This window comes from Roseovarius aestuarii (assembly GCF_019966515.1).
GTDB classification, from domain to species: domain Bacteria; phylum Pseudomonadota; class Alphaproteobacteria; order Rhodobacterales; family Rhodobacteraceae; genus Roseovarius; species Roseovarius aestuarii.
Genome location: NZ_JAIMIB010000023.1, coordinates 17147 through 32470 on the forward strand (window position 1 = coordinate 17147; position 15324 = coordinate 32470).

Below are 15324 nucleotides of genomic sequence, written 5' to 3' on the forward strand. Positions count from 1 at the left end.
GTTATTTCCGCAGGCGCGGTTCCCGGTATCCTGCGGCCCGGACGCGGCGCACCGCATCGTCAAGCTGGGCCTGGGTCGAAAACGGTCCGGCAAGCACCGAAAGATATCCCCGGCCTTTATGCCGGACTTTGGCCATGCTTGCAGGAAGGCCCGCTTTGGCGATACGCTTTGCAGCAGCCCGGGCTTTGGCATCGGTCGAAAACAAACCTGCCTGAACGTAGCGATGGCTGGCGGTCGTCGCCCCGGCTGTCGTTGAACGAGTCGACAGTACCACCGATGTTCCGGAGGAATTGGCGGCGACATAGGGTGTCGAGCCGGTATGCCCCGTCGCTTGGCCCACCGGACGGATGATCAGTTTGCGTGGCACCGTGTTTGTCCACACCTGCTCCATCTGCGCCTTGCCGGTCAAAGTCTGATGCGCACGACTCGGATTCAGCCGGTCGTCATTCCAGGATGGTTCATACCCTTTCGGCATACTAATGCCCTGCCTACTGGCGACCTGGTTTTCATAGACATGGCGCGGCACAACACGCGGCTCGGCAACGCGGGCGGTTCCACGATATTTGCCCTGTGCGCCTCGGTCATCATCACGGCGGATATAGGCGGCAAACGAGCCTTTTTGCGGGCCACAGCGCACGTTTTGGCCAACCCGTCCAACATATTGCTGGGACACCGCGTTCGCTCCGCGACATGCCGCTTGACCCCCGCTGGCGGCAGGCTCGGCTGGTTGAGAGACCACTGATCTTACCGCAGTGCGCCTTACTGGTTTGGCTTTCGAGGCCGGCACCTTCGCCGTAGCGGCAGGGGCCGTCACGGGCTGCGCTGCGGCATTACCAGCAGGTGCCTTTCGGGCGAAAGTGGGCTGGAACCCGCAGATCACCTTGCGGCTTCGGGTCACGCGTGGCACCCACGTGACGTTGCCGTCGATCCCGGCGCGGATAAAGACGCACCCCTGACTGTCGACATATTGTCGCCCCTGATATGACCCGGGCGGAAATTCGGCCGGAACCAGGCTATCTGACAATCCCTGCGCCTCGGCGCCACTAAAGCTGAAAGTTGCGGCGATGGCAGCGGCCGCAAACACTCTCGATAGGCTCATTTTATCCCCGCAACAATTGAGGAAAGAATGCCCTACTTTACCGATCTAGTAAACAGTATATAGCTTATTTAGTGCCAAACATTCGATCACCCGCATCACCTAGTCCCGGCAGGATATATCCAACATCGTTCAGTTTCTCGTCCAGAGCGGCGGTGACAATGGGAACATCAGGATGCGCTTCCTTCATCCGGGCCACGCCTTCGGGCGCGGCCAGAAGGCAGAGGAAGCGGATGTTGCGGGCACCTGCCTGTTTCATCAGGTCAATCGCCGCGGCGGAGGAATTGCCCGTTGCCAGCATCGGGTCGACAACAATGACCATACGCTCTTCAAGATGGTCCGGCACCTTGAAATAGTACTGGACCGGCTTCAAGGTTTCTTCATCCCGGTAAAGTCCAACAAAGCCGACCCGGGCAGATGGGATAAGCTCCAGCATCCCGTCCAACAATCCGTTACCCGCCCGCAGAATCGAAATCAGCGCCAGCTTGCGCCCAGCAAGCACTGGCGCATCCATCTCCTTCAGCGGGGTCTCGATGCGACGCGTCGTCATTGGTAGCTTATCTGTGACCTCATATGCCAATAGCTGGCTGATCTCGCGCAGCAATTGTCGGAAAACAGCGGTCGAGGTGCTCTGCTCCCGCATCAGGGTCAGCTTGTGCTGAATCAACGGATGGTTCACCACTGTCAGATGCTGGGTCATGGTATCTCCTGTCTTTACGGATGCGCGGCAGCTTTCCTGTCTTCCCAGAAAGTACGGATAAGAGCAATGCCCAAGCGTCCCGCCGAGACAATTCCCGATTGCGCCTGCAAGCCCCTATATGCAAGCTTGTCCGGACACACTCGCAAAATATGTCGATTTCACATTGGCGAGAAATAGTTTAATACTAAACTAAATAACGGGAGAGTGATATGAACGACAGCCAGAAGGAAACCCTACGCCAGGCATCGCTGCTCTATCACGAATTCCCCAAGCCCGGAAAACTCGAAATCCGGGCCACGAAACCGCTGGCCAACGGTCGCGACCTGTCCCGCGCCTATTCGCCGGGCGTGGCCGAAGCCTGCCTGGAAATCAAAGCCAACCCCGCGGATGCCAGTCGCTATACGACCCGCGGAAATCTCGTGGGGGTTGTCACCAATGGCACTGCGGTTCTGGGGCTTGGCAATATCGGCGCGCTGGCCAGTAAGCCGGTGATGGAAGGCAAGGCTGTCCTGTTCAAGAAATTTGCCAACATCGACTGTTTCGACATCGAGGTCGATGAAAGCGATCCCGAAAAACTGGCAGATATCGTCTGCGCCCTTGGCCCCACGTTTGGGGCGATCAATCTGGAGGACATCAAGGCGCCCGATTGCTTCATCGTCGAAAAGATCTGTCGTGAGCGCATGAGCATCCCCGTTTTCCACGACGATCAACACGGCACCGCCATCGTCGTGGGGGCAGCAGCTTACAACGCCCTCCATGTGGCGGGCAAGAAATTCGAGGATATCAAGATCGCATCGACCGGCGGCGGCGCAGCGGGGATAGCCTGCCTCAACATGCTGTTGAAACTAGGCGTCAAACGTGAAAACATCTGGCTGTGTGACATCCACGGGGTCGTCTACAAAGGCCGTACCGAGGATATGAACCCGCAGAAAGAAGCCTTTGCGCAGGATACGGACAAGCGCACGCTGGAAGAGGTGATCGAGGGCGCCGATCTGTTCCTCGGACTCTCGGGGCCCAATGTCCTGAAGCCTGAAATGGTAGCGAAAATGGCCGACCGCCCGATCATCTTCGCGCTCGCCAACCCCACACCCGAGATCATGCCGGAAGAGGCGCGCAAGGTCGCCCCGGACGCGATCATTGCCACGGGCCGCAGCGACTTTCCCAATCAGGTCAACAATGTCCTCTGCTTCCCCTTCATCTTCCGGGGTGCGCTGGATGTCGGCGCCACGCAGATCAATGACGCGATGCAGGTAGCCTGTGTCGAAGGCATCGCCGCCCTTGCCCGTGCCACGACCAGTGCCGAGGCGGCGGCCGCTTATCAAGGCGAGCAACTGACCTTCGGTGCCGACTACCTGATCCCCAAACCCTTTGATCCACGACTGTCCGGCATCGTCTCGACCGCCGTGGCGCGCGCCGCCATGGAAACCGGCGTGGCAACACGCCCGGTCGAAGACCTTGAGGCTTATAAGGAAAAGCTGGACGCTTCGGTCTACAAATCCGCGCTCTTCATGCGCCCCGTTTTCGAGGCGGCAGCACAGGTCTCACGCCGCATTGTCTTTGCCGAAGGTGAAGATGAAAGAGTGTTGCGGGCCGCGCAGGCCATCCTTGAGGAAACCCGTGAACAACCGATCCTGATCGGGCGGCCCAAGGTGATCGAACAACGCTGCGAAAAACTGGGGCTGGAAATCCGCCCGGACCGCGACTTCAGCATCGTCAACCCCGAGGATGATCCGCGTTACCGCGACTATTGGGGCAGCTATCACGAGATCATGCAGCGCCGGGGTGTCACACCTGATCTGGCGCGCGCGGTGATGCGGACAAATTCGACCGCAATTGCGGCTGTCATGGTGCATCGCGACGAAGCCGACAGTCTGATCTGCGGCACATTCGGGGAATATCGCTGGCATCTGAATTACATCACCCAAGTGCTCGGCAATGACAAATGCCACCCACAGGGCGCGCTGTCGATGATGATCCTGGAAGACGGGCCACTGTTTATCGCCGACACGCATGTACGCACCTTCCCCGACCCTGACTTTCTGACCGAGGCCGCGATCGGCGCGGCCCGGCATGTGCGGCGCTTTGGTGTTGAACCCAAGATCGCCTTCTGCTCGAAATCCCAGTTTGGCAATCAGGGCGAGGATTCGGGCAAGCGCCTGCGCGCCGCGCTGGCCCTGCTTGACAGCGAACCGCGCGATTTCTGCTACGAGGGCGAGATGAATGTCGATGCCGCGCTTGATCCTGAACTGCGGGAGCGCCTGCTGCCCGACAACCGGATGGAGGGCGCTGCGAACGTGCTGATCTTCTCGAACGCGGATGCCGCATCGGGTGTGCGCAACATTCTGAAGATGAAAGGTGGCGGGCTTGAGGTTGGCCCCATTCTGATGGGCATGGGTAACAGGGCGCATATCGTCACGCCGTCGATTACGCCGCGCGGCTTGCTGAACATGGCCGCGATCGCGGGCACCCCTGTGGCGCATTACGAATAGCATGGATATGGAATGATTCTGCCCGTGGAATTTGCATCAGAAAGTTTGCAAGTTTGCAAAACATGTGGGTATTACCCCTAAAAAGCACTGTTTCGATACGGTTTGCAAAAATATTCAGGATGCTCCTTCCGGTTTCTGCAAATATCCGCGCCAAAGCGCCGCTGCTAACGGTAACTGTCTTGCCGCCGCACCTGACGATCCCGTAACAGTGGGGCAAGGGATTACCGGAGGAGAACAGCATGGGCTACAAGGACGTCTACGAGGGGTGGAAAGCGGACCCGGAAGGGTTCTGGATGAAGGCCGCCGAGGCGGTCGATTGGATCGACAAGCCTAGCAGAGCCTTGTTCGACGAAAATGCTCCGATCTACGAGTGGTTCAGCGATGGGATGGTCAACACCTGCTATAATGCCGTGGATCGCCATGTCGAAGCCGGCCACGGAGATCGGACGGCGATCATCTATGACAGCCCGATCACCGGCCGGAAAGACAAGGTCAGCTATGCCAATCTGCAGACCCGCGTGGCCTCGCTCGCCGGGGCGCTGCGCGACAAGGGTGTGACCAAGGGCGACCGCGTAATTATCTATATGCCGATGGTACCGCAGGCGCTTGAGGCGATGCTGGCCTGTTCCCGTCTGGGCGCCATCCATTCTGTCGTGTTCGGCGGCTTTGCGGCCAATGAGCTTGCCGTGCGGATTGATGATGCGCAGCCCAAGGCGATCATCGCGGCCTCTTGCGGGTTGGAACCGGGCCGGGTGGTCGACTACAAACCCTTGCTGGATGGCGCCATTGAATTGGCCAGCCACAAACCGGATTTCTGCGTCATTTTTCAACGCGAAGAAAAACCGGCCGAGCTGATCGCAGGCCGCGATCACGATTGGTTTGCCGCGCAAGAGGGTGTCAGCCCTGCCGAATGCGTGCCGGTCGAAGGAAATCACCCGGCTTATATCCTCTATACCTCTGGCACGACCGGCGCGCCCAAGGGTGTGGTCCGCCCCACCGGCGGCCATCTGGTGGCGCTGAACTGGACGATGAAAAATATCTACAACGCCGATCCTGGCGATGTGTTCTGGGCCGCGTCGGATGTGGGTTGGGTCGTGGGACACAGCTATATTTGTTACGGGCCGCTCATTCACGGCAATACCACCATTGTGTTCGAGGGCAAACCCGTCGGTACGCCGGACGCCGGCACCTTCTGGCGGGTGATCAGCGAACATAACGTGCGCTGCTTCTTCACCGCGCCCACGGCGTTCCGCGCAATCAAGCGCGACGACCCCACGGGCGAGCTGATCAAGGAGCACGACATTTCATGCCTGCGGGCGCTCTATCTGGCAGGTGAACGCGCCGACCCGGATACCATTGAGTGGGCACAGGACGTGATGAAAGTGCCGGTCTATGACCACTGGTGGCAGACCGAAACCGGTTATACCATTGTCGGCAATCCGGCGGGGATCGAGGCACTGCCGGTCAAGATCGGCTCTCCTACCGTGCCGATGCCGGGATATGATGTGCAGATCCTGGATGAAGGCGGCAATCCGATGGGCCCCAACGAATTGGGCGCGATCGCGATCAAGCTACCCCTGCCCCCCGGCACCCTGCCAACCCTTTGGAATGCCGAGGAAAGATACCTCAAATCATACCTGAAAACCTTCCCCGGCTATTATGAAACCGGCGATGCGGGCATGATCGACGAGGACGGCTATCTTTATATCATGGCGCGCACCGACGACGTGATCAACGTGGCCGGGCACCGCCTGTCGACGGGCGCGATGGAGGAAGTTCTGGCCAGCCACCCCGAGGTTGCCGAATGCGCGGTTATCGGCGTCAGCGATCAGCTGAAAGGCCAGTTGCCGGTCGGCTTCCTGTGTCTCAACAAGGGATCCGGATCAAGCAACGAGGATGTGGTTCAGGAGTGCGTCCAGCTGATGCGCAACAAGATCGGCCCGGTCGCCGCGTTCAAATTGGCCGTTGTGGTCGACAGATTGCCCAAAACCCGGTCCGGCAAGATCTTACGCGGCACCATGGTCAGCATTGCCGACAGCAAGGACTACAAGATGCCCGCCACGATCGACGATCCGACCATTCTGGACGAGATCAAAGACTCCCTGCAAGGTATCGGGTACGCGCGCGGCTGAATTCGCGCGACAACGCGAAAATAAATACCCCCGCGCGGTAAAGCGCGGGGGTAGCTGCCCGATTTACAAGTACACGCGGCTACGGCGTGAAAAGGTCGTGCACCCCATGCAGGATAGTCTGAGACAGATTTACAGCCGTACTCTGTAAGAACTCGAACACGGAACCATGGCTGTCAGCTGCATCAGATGGTATGACCGAACTGACAAAAATCAGCACCGATAACGTCACGGCCTTTATATTATTATTCCGGCGCATCACCCCACCCATCATTTGATTCGTAGCCTAGATTTCACAATTCATCGGGTAGCAGCAGTTTGCCCGCAGCCCGCCCGGACAGACAATAACAAGGCGTTGTTATCCAATAACAACGCCTCAAGGCACTGTTTCATAACAACTATTAAAAATGGAAGCCTCTTGGACGCTCAAACAAACTGTTCGCTGATCAGACGCTCTTCAAGACCGTGGCCGGGATCGAAGAGAATTCGGTGGGCGATGCTGGGCTCGGACCTGATTTCAACCCACAGCACGTTCCTGACCGAGCGGCTATCGGCATCCGCCATCACCGGGCGCTTGTCGGAATCGATTACGTCAAAACGCACAGTCGCTGTCTTGGGCAGAAGCGCTCCGCGCCAGCGCCGCGGCCGGAATGCCGCCACCGCCGTCAGCGCCAATACGTCCGAGCCGATGGGCAGAATGGGGCCATGCGCACTGTAATTATAAGCGGTCGAACCGGCAGGGGTAGCCAACAACGCCCCGTCGCACACCAACTCTTCCAACCGTAAATGACCGTCGATCGTGATTTTTAGCTTTGCAGCCTGCGGCCCCCCTCGCAAAAGCGAGACTTCATTGATCGCCAGCGCGTCGTGCATGGTGCCATCGACACTTTTGGCGGTCATCGATAGCGGATTAATCACCTCTTCCACCGCCGCTTCCAGCCGCTCGGACAGGTCATCACTGCTAAATTCGTTCATCAGAAACCCAACCGTGCCACGGTTCATCCCGTAGACGGGCACATCCAGCCCCTGCGTCCGGTGTAACGTCTGCAACATCAGCCCATCACCACCAAGTGCGACAATAACATCCGCCTGCTCTTCCGACACGTCACCATATTGCCTGGCCAGCAGAGCCAGCGATTTTTGCGCCGACGGTACATCGCTGGCGACGAAGGCTATTTTTCTGGCCATTTATGCGTATCCTGTTTCCGAAGCGCATCGCGTGGTTCCGATCGAAGCACAAGTTGGCACCATGTGCCAGTATTGACGGACCTGCTGGCGTAAATGTCGCTTTATAGGCTTACAACCCTGCCATGTTTCCTATAGGAAATCTCGCAACCGCAACCCAATTCGGAGCTACCCCATGTCTGATTCCGGTTTTTTCACAGAATCTCTCGCCTCGCGCGACCCCGAGCTTTATGGTTCGATCACAGATGAACTTGGCCGCCAGCGCGATGAAATCGAGCTGATCGCCAGCGAAAACATCGTCTCTGCCGCTGTCATGGAAGCTCAGGGCAGCGTGATGACCAACAAATACGCCGAAGGCTATCCCGGTCGCCGTTACTATGGCGGATGCCAGTATGTGGACGTGGCCGAAAACCTGGCGATCGACCGGGCCAAGCAACTTTTCGGTTGTGATTATGTCAACGTACAGCCGAACTCGGGTTCTCAGGCGAACCAGGGTGTCATGCAGGCGCTGATCCAGCCGGGTGATACCATTTTGGGCATGAACCTGGCCTCAGGCGGGCACCTGACCCACGGCGCCGCGCCCAACCAGTCGGGCAAATGGTTCAACCCTGTGCAATACGGCGTACGTCAGCAGGACAACCTGATTGACTACGACCAGATCGAGGAGCTGGCGAAAGAACATAACCCCAAGATCATCATCGCCGGTGGCTCTGCCATTCCACGCGTCATCGATTTCGCCCGCATGCGCAAAATTGCAGATATGGTCGGCGCCTATCTGCATGTCGACATGGCACATTTTGCCGGTCTGGTTGCCGCAGGAGAGCATCCTTCACCTTTCCCACACGCGCATGTGGCCACGACCACCACCCACAAGACCCTGCGTGGCCCGCGTGGCGGCATGATCCTGACCAATGACGAGGCGATCGCCAAAAAGGTCAATTCGGCCATCTTCCCCGGCATTCAGGGCGGCCCGCTGATGCATGTGATCGCCGCCAAGGCAGTTGCCTTCGGCGAGGCGCTGCGTCCTGAATTCAAGGACTACATCAAACAGGTCAAGGCCAACGCCAACGCGCTGGCGGATCAGCTGATCAAAGGTGGGTTGGATATCGTCACCGGTGGCACCGACACTCACGTGATGCTGGTCGATCTGCGCCCCAAGAAGGTCACCGGCAACATCACCGACGCTGCCCTGGGCCGCGCGCATATTACCACCAACAAGAACGGCATCCCGTTTGACCCGGAAAAGCCGACCGTGACTTCGGGCATCCGTCTGGGCACACCTGCCGGCACCACGCGCGGCTTCAAAGAGGCCGAATTCCGCCAGATCGCGGACTGGATCGTCGAAGTAGTCGACGGTCTGGCCGCCAACGGCCCGGATAACAATGGCGCTGTCGAAGACAAGGTTCGTGGCGAGGTAGCCGCGCTTTGCGCACGCTTCCCGCTGTATCCAAACCACTGATCCAGTCAGGGCGGTTAAATAATCCCGCGCAGCCAGCCTGCGCGGGGTTTTCTTTTATCTTGCTGTAATTCCGAACGCGCGGAGTGGCCGTTTCACAAAAAAAAGTGCCGCCTCGCCCTCACACCAGGTCAGATCACGCCCTGCCAATAGAGTAGTGCAATGACAGCGCCCATTAACAAGATCAGGTTGAACACCATGCCCCCCAGCAGACCCAGCACCTTGCCTCTGCGCCGGTCGGCCGGGTCGATGGTTTTCAGGAAGGTCGCCACATCGGCAAACGCGGCGTCCAGGGTGCTTGGGTCATAAAGCCGCGCCAGCCGTGGATTTGCCACGGCACTCTCAGCCTCGGCGATAATCCGTCCGGCCTTGCGAATGCGCTTGGGTAACAGCCGCCCAGCCCGCTTGAAACGCGCCGAGACGGACTTGCCACGCACCCCCAGCTTTGCCTGCATCAAGGTGTCCAGCGTCTCAACCTGGTTGCGAAATTTTTCGATTTCAATCACTTGGCAATCTCCCGTCGGCCAGTCTACCTGCTTGCGAAAGTAGCCTCAATGGGGCTGGTGATTGACGTACCCGGGCGCTATCTATTCCCCATGTTGAACATGATCACACATGGGAGCCCGACCGACAAACCGGGGCTTCTTATCGCTCACGGGCTCTATGGGTCAGCGCGCAATTGGGGTGTGATCGCCAAGCGATTGTCGGACGACCGTCAGGTTGTCGCCGTCGACATGCGCAACCACGGCCAAAGCGATTGGAAAAAAACCCATTCCTATCATGATCTTGCCGATGACATGGCAGAGGTGCTCATCCATCTGGGCGGTCCCTTTGACGTGATGGGCCATTCAATGGGTGGCAAGGCCTCGATGCTCTTGGCAATCGACCAACCACAGTTAGTCAATCGTCTGATCGTGGCGGATATCGCGCCCATTGGGTACAGCCACACCCAGGCCCAGCATATCGAAGCCATGCGATCCGTTGACCTGAGCCGCGTCGAAAAACGTTCGGACGCAAGCGACTTACTGTCGCCGCTGGTGGGGGATTCACAACTGGTGTCGTTTTTCCTTCAATCCCTCGATGTGAAGAACCGGCGATGGATCCTCAATCTGGATGTGCTGGAAAAGGAAATGGCCAGGATCATCGGCTTTCCGGATATCGCGGGCCAGTATGACGGGCGCACCCTGTTTCTGTCGGGGGCTGCCTCGGATTATGTCAAACGCGAGCACCGGCCGGAAATCAAGCGCCTCTTCCCCCACGCCCAGTTCGCAAAAATCCCTGGCGCGGAACACTGGCTCCATGCCCAAAAACCCCGAGAGTTCGAGGCCGCGGTTCGAACCTGGCTGGCCTGAGACCAATCGCGGACTGGCGTTACCCCTGCCACAGCTTGCGGGCGACGGCCCAGCTAACCGGAAACGCCGCGAGGAAACCCAGGGCGGCGGCGATTAGGATCGGAAACAATGTGTCATGTCCCGACGCAAGCGCGGCAATGACAGCCGACCCTGAGAGGGTTGACCCGATGAACACATGCAGGATCAGGGCAAGACGGAACATGGAACCTCCTGGATATCCAAGCGCGCATTTCACGTTGAAGTTTATCCGCCGCGCGTCGCCGCTACCTTGATCTAGGTCAGGCTCGTCGGCGCTGTGCCTTACACGCCACTAGTTGTAGACAGATCGCATCTATCTTGCGGAAGCTACCAAATATACCGCGACATATTGTTGATTTACAGCGCTGCGACGTGTAGGACTGGACCCACAGGTGCATAGACGCGGTAGCATCCACTGACGGCGGGGTCCGGTTTGCCAATGGCAGCGGGCCCCGTTTGCTGTTGCGGTGATGCGGATGAAAAACCACCGGAATCGGATAAGGCGCCAGGTGCTCAGACGCGGTCCTTGCATTGAGGCCGAAACCCCACCCTGACGCCTACCCGAACATGCCAGCCCCGAGGGACGGCAGCCCGTGAAGAGGTAAACCCGAAGGCCCACCCTGCCTCACCAAATCCGAAGAGTTGGATCGGCAAACCTCCCCTTGCCCGAAAGCTTGGTTCGGCGACCCTTTCCATGCCCGAAAGCCTGGATCGGGGTGCTTCGACCCGGAAGTATCAGGTGCATTCCGCCACCCCGAAGGACAACCAAATCCGACCTGATCCCGCCTGGACCCCGACGAAAGGGCGATAGTCCGAAGACCCGCATCCCACCGCCAGTGCCCCGAGGGGCCGTTGCGTATCGCGCTGGTTTGTGAAAACCGTTGCGATGGATTTAAGGTGATCCAGCGATGCCCGCCGCGCAAGAAAAAACTGCGGCGCCTCGCAAATTTCTTGGGGATAAGATATTGGATTAATTGGGGAAATCCATGTGGATAAGTCGATTTTCCGGTGCGTTTCGGCGCAGTTACGTGAGTGGTGGATAAAACCCGCACACACGCACCGGAAATCGGGCTTTCAGGGCTCTGACACCCCTGCGACAGCGCGGTCAACGGCGCGCGGCCAGCATTTCACGCGGTCATTCGGGCCCTTCTGGCCGTCACGATTCGGTTACCTGATCAGGATTGATCCAGGTAATAGACGATCCGCGCACGTTTCGGTTTGAGCGTAGCTTCATCCAGGTGCGGCGCCATTTCAGGTTGATCCATTCCGGGAAGGGAGGGCTGGCGCCGGTCTGCATTCAGCGCCAGAAGACGGCGCTCGCGTGCGAGCGCAAAATAGTCAACATTCATAATCGTTACATGTCCCAGTAATAAGTACGTTTACAGCCGGGACAGTTTGTGTCGAAATTGCGGCAAATATAATAGACTTTGTTTGAAACTATGCGTTTCCCGATCTGAATAAATCACCAGATCTGGAAAAGTTTTCAAATAAAAACAAACCATTACCAAACCAAGAAATAATCGGCGACGACGCTCCCCGCGACACCGGGTACCCGGATAACTCGGAAAACCCCGAAATGTGGCAAGAATGTGGTATCATCAGATAGCTTTTTCAGCAGGGCGTTATCGCCTTTCGACAGGCGGCGCGACTGTGTTATGAGCATCAAAGTGACACGAAATAAGGAGAGCGCCATGATCCGTTTACTGACTATCCTGTCGCTGTTTGCGCTTACCGCCTGCGAAACGGTCGAGGGCTTTGGCCGCGATCTCAAGAAGGCGGGGGACAAGATCGAAGAAGAAGCGTCAGAAGGGTAACAACCCCTGCCGTTAACAATAGACTATCGAGGAGAGCTTTTATGACATCGAAAATCTGGATCGCCCTGGGCGTTCTCATTGCATCCATCGGCCTGTCGGGCTGTGCGCCGGTGGTGCTTGCAGGCGCGGGTGCTGCCGCTGTGGTCGCGGTCGACAAAGCCGCCGAAGAAGACGGCGACGACGGAATATTCTAAAGCAACCCAAACGGTGGGGTAACACCCCACGCTATCTGCATTCACAACCGCCCAGAGTCAGTCCGGGCGGTTGTCATCACGCGTCTTATTCCAGCCCAAGCATCCCCTTGGCCCTGGCCAATATCTCGACCGAAGCGGCGTGATCGCCACTCTCGTGCAGGCTTTCGCCCTCGTCGCGCAGCGCCTTGACCTCGGCCACTTCCGCGTCCGACAGCGACGTACCCGCCGCCAATGCTGCGTCGATTGCGGCCATGTCAGCCGGGCATTGCGCGGCCATCGCGGGCGCGGCGGCAAGCAGGAATGCAAGGGTCAGAGAAAGTAGTTTCATGGATCAATCCTCCTGTTGAAATACACGGGATGATAGCATGAGGGATGAATCTCTCGCAGGGGTATTGCGCGGGGGTGGCGATAGGGAGCGGTTGTTTGCTCAGGCATGCTGTGGGTTGGTACCAACCCTGCGCTAGCTTGCTGCGAAATTTGACACCCCTAAAAACCCGAATGCCAAGGTCTCTTATTACGGTAACCTAGTTCAACAATTGGCTCGGAGAAACGCTCGTCCATTTCTTGCATGACTTCCCTAACTGGATCGGGAATAGAAAATGTACAAGACATCACGCTAACCTGCTGACCTGGCCTTGCGAGCATTTTTATGAACCCCCTATTGTAGAGCGTTGACGCGAGATCGCCATCCACCGAGGCAACAAAGGTCTTCTCTTTATTTTGGTAAAGATACGCAAGGATTTCCCATTCTTTTTCTACCAAGAATGGAACGTAGTCCCGAAAAATCTGCCTTTGTTCTTCGGCTTTTTTTTCTTTGTTGGCTTCCAGAACTCTTTTTTGATTCCAAGATTGAATTCGTTTTGCAAGGGCTTCTGCTGCAGAAACCAGCGCCAAAGCGAACGTGACGAGAATGGCTAACGGTAAGCCATACACTATTAGCGGGAGATCTATTTTTGGTAGAAACTCAAACTGAAGTAGCAGCCAGAAGCCCGTAAGAGCAATGCTGATTGCAAATAGCTGCCAACCACTGGCTTTAAGAACCTCGAGCCAACGCGGGTCCATTACTCACCCATCCATCTTCAGCGCTGAGATAAACGCCTCCTGAGGAATATCGACCTTGCCAAACTGGCGCATTTTTTTCTTCCCGGCCTTCTGCTTCTCCAGCAGTTTCTTCTTCCGGGTAGCGTCGCCGCCGTAGCATTTGGCGGTCACGTCCTTGCGCATCGCACTCAGCGTCTCGCGGGCGATGACCTTGCCGCCGATGGCCGCTTGGATCGGGATCTTGAACATGTGGCGCGGGATCAGGTCTTTGAGCTTTTCGACCATCGCCCGGCCGCGCGCCTCGGCCCGGTCGCGGTGGACCATCATGGAAAGCGCATCGACGGGCTCTTCGTTCACCAGCACCGACATCTTGACCAGATTATCCTCGCGATAGCCGGTCAGTTGGTAATCAAACGACGCATAGCCCTTGGTGACCGATTTCAGGCGGTCGTAGAAATCGAACACCACCTCGTTCAGGGGCAGGTCATAGACCGCCATCGCGCGGCTGCCCGCATAGGTCAGGTCAAGCTGGATTCCGCGACGGTCCTGGCAGAGTTTCAGCACGTCGCCGAGGAATTCGTCGGGCACAAGGATGGTGGCCTTGATCCGGGGTTCTTCGAGATGGTCGACGATGCTCAGGTCGGGCATGTCGGCGGGGTTATGCAGCTCGATCTGCGAACCGTCGCGCATATAGACGTGATAGACCACGCTGGGCGCGGTAGTGATCAGCTCGATATCGTATTCGCGTTCGATCCGGTCGCGGATAACCTCGAGGTGCAAGAGGCCAAGGAAACCGCAGCGGAAGCCAAAGCCAAGCGCGGCGGAGGTTTCCATTTCATAGGAAAAGCTGGCGTCATTGAGGGCTAACTTGTCGATGGCATCGCGCAGGTCTTCGAATTCGGCGCTGTCCACGGGAAAGAGACCGCAGAACACGACGGGTTGTGAGGGGTTGAAGCCCGGCAGCGCCTCGATCGCGCCCTTCTTTTCGTGGGTAATGGTATCGCCCACGCGGGTGTCACGCACCTGCTTGATCGAGGCGGTCAGAAAGCCGATTTCGCCGGGGCCAAGCTCGGCAATGTCGGCGCGTTCAGGTTTGAAGACGCCGATGCGGTCGACATGGTGCACGGTGCCGTTCGACATCATCTTGACCCGGTCGCCCTTTTTCAGGACGCCGTCCATGATCCGGACAAGGACGATCACGCCAAGGTAGGCGTCATACCAGCTGTCAACCAGCATCGCCTTGAGCGGCGCGTCACGCTCGCCCTTGGGCGCGGGGAGTTCGTTGACAATCGCCTCCAGCGTTTCGTGGATGCCGACGCCGGTCTTCGCGCTGACCTGAATGGCGCCGGTGGCGTCGATGCCGATCACGTCCTCGATCTGCTCGGCCACGCGGTCGCAATCGCTGGCGGGCAGGTCGATCTTGTTCAGGACCGGCACGATGTCATGATCGGCGTCGATGGCCTGATAGACATTGGCGAGCGTCTGCGCCTCGACCCCTTGGGTGCTGTCCACCACCAGCAACGAGCCTTCGACCGCGCGCATAGAGCGGCTGACTTCGTAGGCGAAATCCACATGGCCGGGCGTGTCGATGAGGTTGAGCACATATTTCTCGCCGTTGTCGGCGGTATAGTCGATCCGGACGGTGTTGGCCTTGATGGTAATGCCGCGCTCGCGCTCGATATCCATGCTGTCGAGCAACTGCTCTTTCATGTCCCGATCCGCCACCGTGTTGGTGGACTGGATCAGGCGGTCAGCCAGCGTAGATTTCCCGTGGTCGATATGCGCCACGATCGAGAAATTGCGGATATGAGTGAGGTCTGTCATGGGTTGGGGATATGTCTGGGAAATGG

The 15324-nt window shown here is 58.0% G+C and carries 15 protein-coding genes; 6 read left to right on the top strand and 9 right to left on the bottom strand.

Going from position 1 to position 15324, the window contains the following annotated elements:
• Position 1: 1 nt before the first annotated feature.
• Together LC334_RS20180 and upp are read right to left on the bottom strand one after the other, a co-directional pair.
• Complete coding sequence (locus LC334_RS20180) at positions 2-1099, bottom strand: SPOR domain-containing protein (RefSeq protein WP_085802200.1); 1098 nt, start codon at positions 1097-1099, stop codon at positions 2-4.
• 64 nt (positions 1100-1163) lie between these two features.
• The gene (upp, locus tag LC334_RS20185) at positions 1164-1796 is read right to left on the bottom strand and encodes a uracil phosphoribosyltransferase (protein ID WP_085802199.1); all 633 of its coding nucleotides are present in this window, start codon (positions 1794-1796) and stop codon (positions 1164-1166) included.
• A gap of 209 nt (positions 1797-2005) precedes the next feature.
• Between upp and LC334_RS20190 the strand changes: the two genes are divergently transcribed.
• Both LC334_RS20190 and LC334_RS20195 read left to right on the top strand, forming a co-directional pair.
• Entirely contained in the window at positions 2006-4285 is a 2280-nt protein-coding gene (locus LC334_RS20190; protein WP_085802198.1) for an NADP-dependent malic enzyme, read from the top strand.
• Between the two features lie 239 nt (positions 4286-4524).
• Complete coding sequence (locus tag LC334_RS20195) at positions 4525-6417, top strand: propionyl-CoA synthetase (RefSeq protein WP_085802197.1); 1893 nt, start codon at positions 4525-4527, stop codon at positions 6415-6417.
• A gap of 423 nt (positions 6418-6840) precedes the next feature.
• On the opposite strand, the gene LC334_RS20200 is transcribed toward LC334_RS20195, so the two are convergent.
• Positions 6841-7602: an NAD kinase gene (locus tag LC334_RS20200; RefSeq protein ID WP_085802195.1), complete on the bottom strand. Its 762-nt coding sequence runs from the start codon at positions 7600-7602 to the stop codon at positions 6841-6843.
• A gap of 172 nt (positions 7603-7774) precedes the next feature.
• On the opposite strand from LC334_RS20200, the gene glyA reads away from it, so the two are divergent.
• A complete protein-coding gene (gene glyA, locus LC334_RS20205; protein ID WP_085802194.1) occupies positions 7775-9058 on the top strand; it encodes a serine hydroxymethyltransferase in 1284 nt (427 codons plus the stop codon).
• Positions 9059-9186: 128 nt separating this feature from the next.
• Here glyA and LC334_RS20210 read toward each other — a convergent pair whose 3' ends face one another.
• Positions 9187-9561 (bottom strand): hypothetical protein, encoded by a 375-nt coding sequence (locus tag LC334_RS20210; RefSeq protein WP_085802193.1) that lies wholly within the window; start codon positions 9559-9561, stop codon positions 9187-9189.
• A gap of 90 nt (positions 9562-9651) precedes the next feature.
• On the opposite strand from LC334_RS20210, the gene LC334_RS20215 reads away from it, so the two are divergent.
• Positions 9652-10407, top strand: coding sequence for an alpha/beta fold hydrolase (locus tag LC334_RS20215; RefSeq protein WP_085802219.1), 756 nt, complete (start codon positions 9652-9654; stop codon positions 10405-10407).
• A 19-nt stretch (positions 10408-10426) separates the two neighbouring features.
• Here LC334_RS20215 and LC334_RS20220 read toward each other — a convergent pair whose 3' ends face one another.
• The gene (locus LC334_RS20220; protein ID WP_085802192.1) at positions 10427-10609 is read right to left on the bottom strand and encodes a CTP synthetase; all 183 of its coding nucleotides are present in this window, start codon (positions 10607-10609) and stop codon (positions 10427-10429) included.
• A 991-nt stretch (positions 10610-11600) separates the two neighbouring features.
• Positions 11601-11774, bottom strand: a complete 174-nt coding sequence (locus tag LC334_RS20225) for a hypothetical protein (protein WP_176237775.1) — start codon at positions 11772-11774, stop codon at positions 11601-11603.
• A 342-nt stretch (positions 11775-12116) separates the two neighbouring features.
• Between LC334_RS20225 and LC334_RS20230 the strand changes: the two genes are divergently transcribed.
• Both LC334_RS20230 and LC334_RS20235 read left to right on the top strand, forming a co-directional pair.
• Positions 12117-12239 carry an entericidin A/B family lipoprotein gene (locus LC334_RS20230; protein WP_176237774.1) on the top strand — a complete coding sequence of 41 codons (123 nt, stop codon included), beginning with the start codon at positions 12117-12119 and terminating at the stop codon, positions 12237-12239.
• Between the two features lie 41 nt (positions 12240-12280).
• Positions 12281-12433 carry a hypothetical protein gene (locus LC334_RS20235; protein ID WP_176237773.1) on the top strand — a complete coding sequence of 51 codons (153 nt, stop codon included), beginning with the start codon at positions 12281-12283 and terminating at the stop codon, positions 12431-12433.
• Positions 12434-12518: 85 nt separating this feature from the next.
• On the opposite strand, the gene LC334_RS20240 is transcribed toward LC334_RS20235, so the two are convergent.
• The 3 genes from LC334_RS20240 to lepA form a co-directional block, all read right to left on the bottom strand.
• The gene (locus LC334_RS20240) at positions 12519-12761 is read right to left on the bottom strand and encodes a hypothetical protein (protein WP_085802190.1); all 243 of its coding nucleotides are present in this window, start codon (positions 12759-12761) and stop codon (positions 12519-12521) included.
• A 158-nt stretch (positions 12762-12919) separates the two neighbouring features.
• Entirely contained in the window at positions 12920-13495 is a 576-nt protein-coding gene (locus LC334_RS20245; RefSeq protein ID WP_085802189.1) for a hypothetical protein, read from the bottom strand.
• A gap of 3 nt (positions 13496-13498) precedes the next feature.
• Positions 13499-15298 carry a translation elongation factor 4 gene (gene lepA, locus LC334_RS20250; RefSeq protein ID WP_085802188.1) on the bottom strand — a complete coding sequence of 600 codons (1800 nt, stop codon included), beginning with the start codon at positions 15296-15298 and terminating at the stop codon, positions 13499-13501.
• Between the last annotated feature and the right edge of the window lie 26 nt (positions 15299-15324).

Bases quoted from the DNA above. Each gene is read 5' to 3' on its own strand.
- LC334_RS20180 (WP_085802200.1), bottom strand. From the start codon at position 1,099: ATGAGCCTATCGAGAGTGTTTGCGGCCGCTGCCATCGCCGCAACTTTC.
- upp (WP_085802199.1), bottom strand. From the start codon at position 1,796: ATGACCCAGCATCTGACAGTGGTGAACCATCCGTTGATTCAGCACAAG.
- LC334_RS20190 (WP_085802198.1), top strand. From the start codon at position 2,006: ATGAACGACAGCCAGAAGGAAACCCTACGCCAGGCATCGCTGCTCTAT.
- LC334_RS20195 (WP_085802197.1), top strand. From the start codon at position 4,525: ATGGGCTACAAGGACGTCTACGAGGGGTGGAAAGCGGACCCGGAAGGG.
- LC334_RS20200 (WP_085802195.1), bottom strand. From the start codon at position 7,602: ATGGCCAGAAAAATAGCCTTCGTCGCCAGCGATGTACCGTCGGCGCAA.
- glyA (WP_085802194.1), top strand. From the start codon at position 7,775: ATGTCTGATTCCGGTTTTTTCACAGAATCTCTCGCCTCGCGCGACCCC.
- LC334_RS20215 (WP_085802219.1), top strand. From the start codon at position 9,652: ATGTTGAACATGATCACACATGGGAGCCCGACCGACAAACCGGGGCTT.
- LC334_RS20220 (WP_085802192.1), bottom strand. From the start codon at position 10,609: ATGTTCCGTCTTGCCCTGATCCTGCATGTGTTCATCGGGTCAACCCTC.
- LC334_RS20225 (WP_176237775.1), bottom strand. From the start codon at position 11,774: ATGAATGTTGACTATTTTGCGCTCGCACGCGAGCGCCGTCTTCTGGCG.
- LC334_RS20230 (WP_176237774.1), top strand. From the start codon at position 12,117: ATGATCCGTTTACTGACTATCCTGTCGCTGTTTGCGCTTACCGCCTGC.
- LC334_RS20235 (WP_176237773.1), top strand. From the start codon at position 12,281: ATGACATCGAAAATCTGGATCGCCCTGGGCGTTCTCATTGCATCCATC.
- LC334_RS20240 (WP_085802190.1), bottom strand. From the start codon at position 12,761: ATGAAACTACTTTCTCTGACCCTTGCATTCCTGCTTGCCGCCGCGCCC.
- LC334_RS20245 (WP_085802189.1), bottom strand. From the start codon at position 13,495: ATGGACCCGCGTTGGCTCGAGGTTCTTAAAGCCAGTGGTTGGCAGCTA.
- lepA (WP_085802188.1), bottom strand. From the start codon at position 15,298: ATGACAGACCTCACTCATATCCGCAATTTCTCGATCGTGGCGCATATC.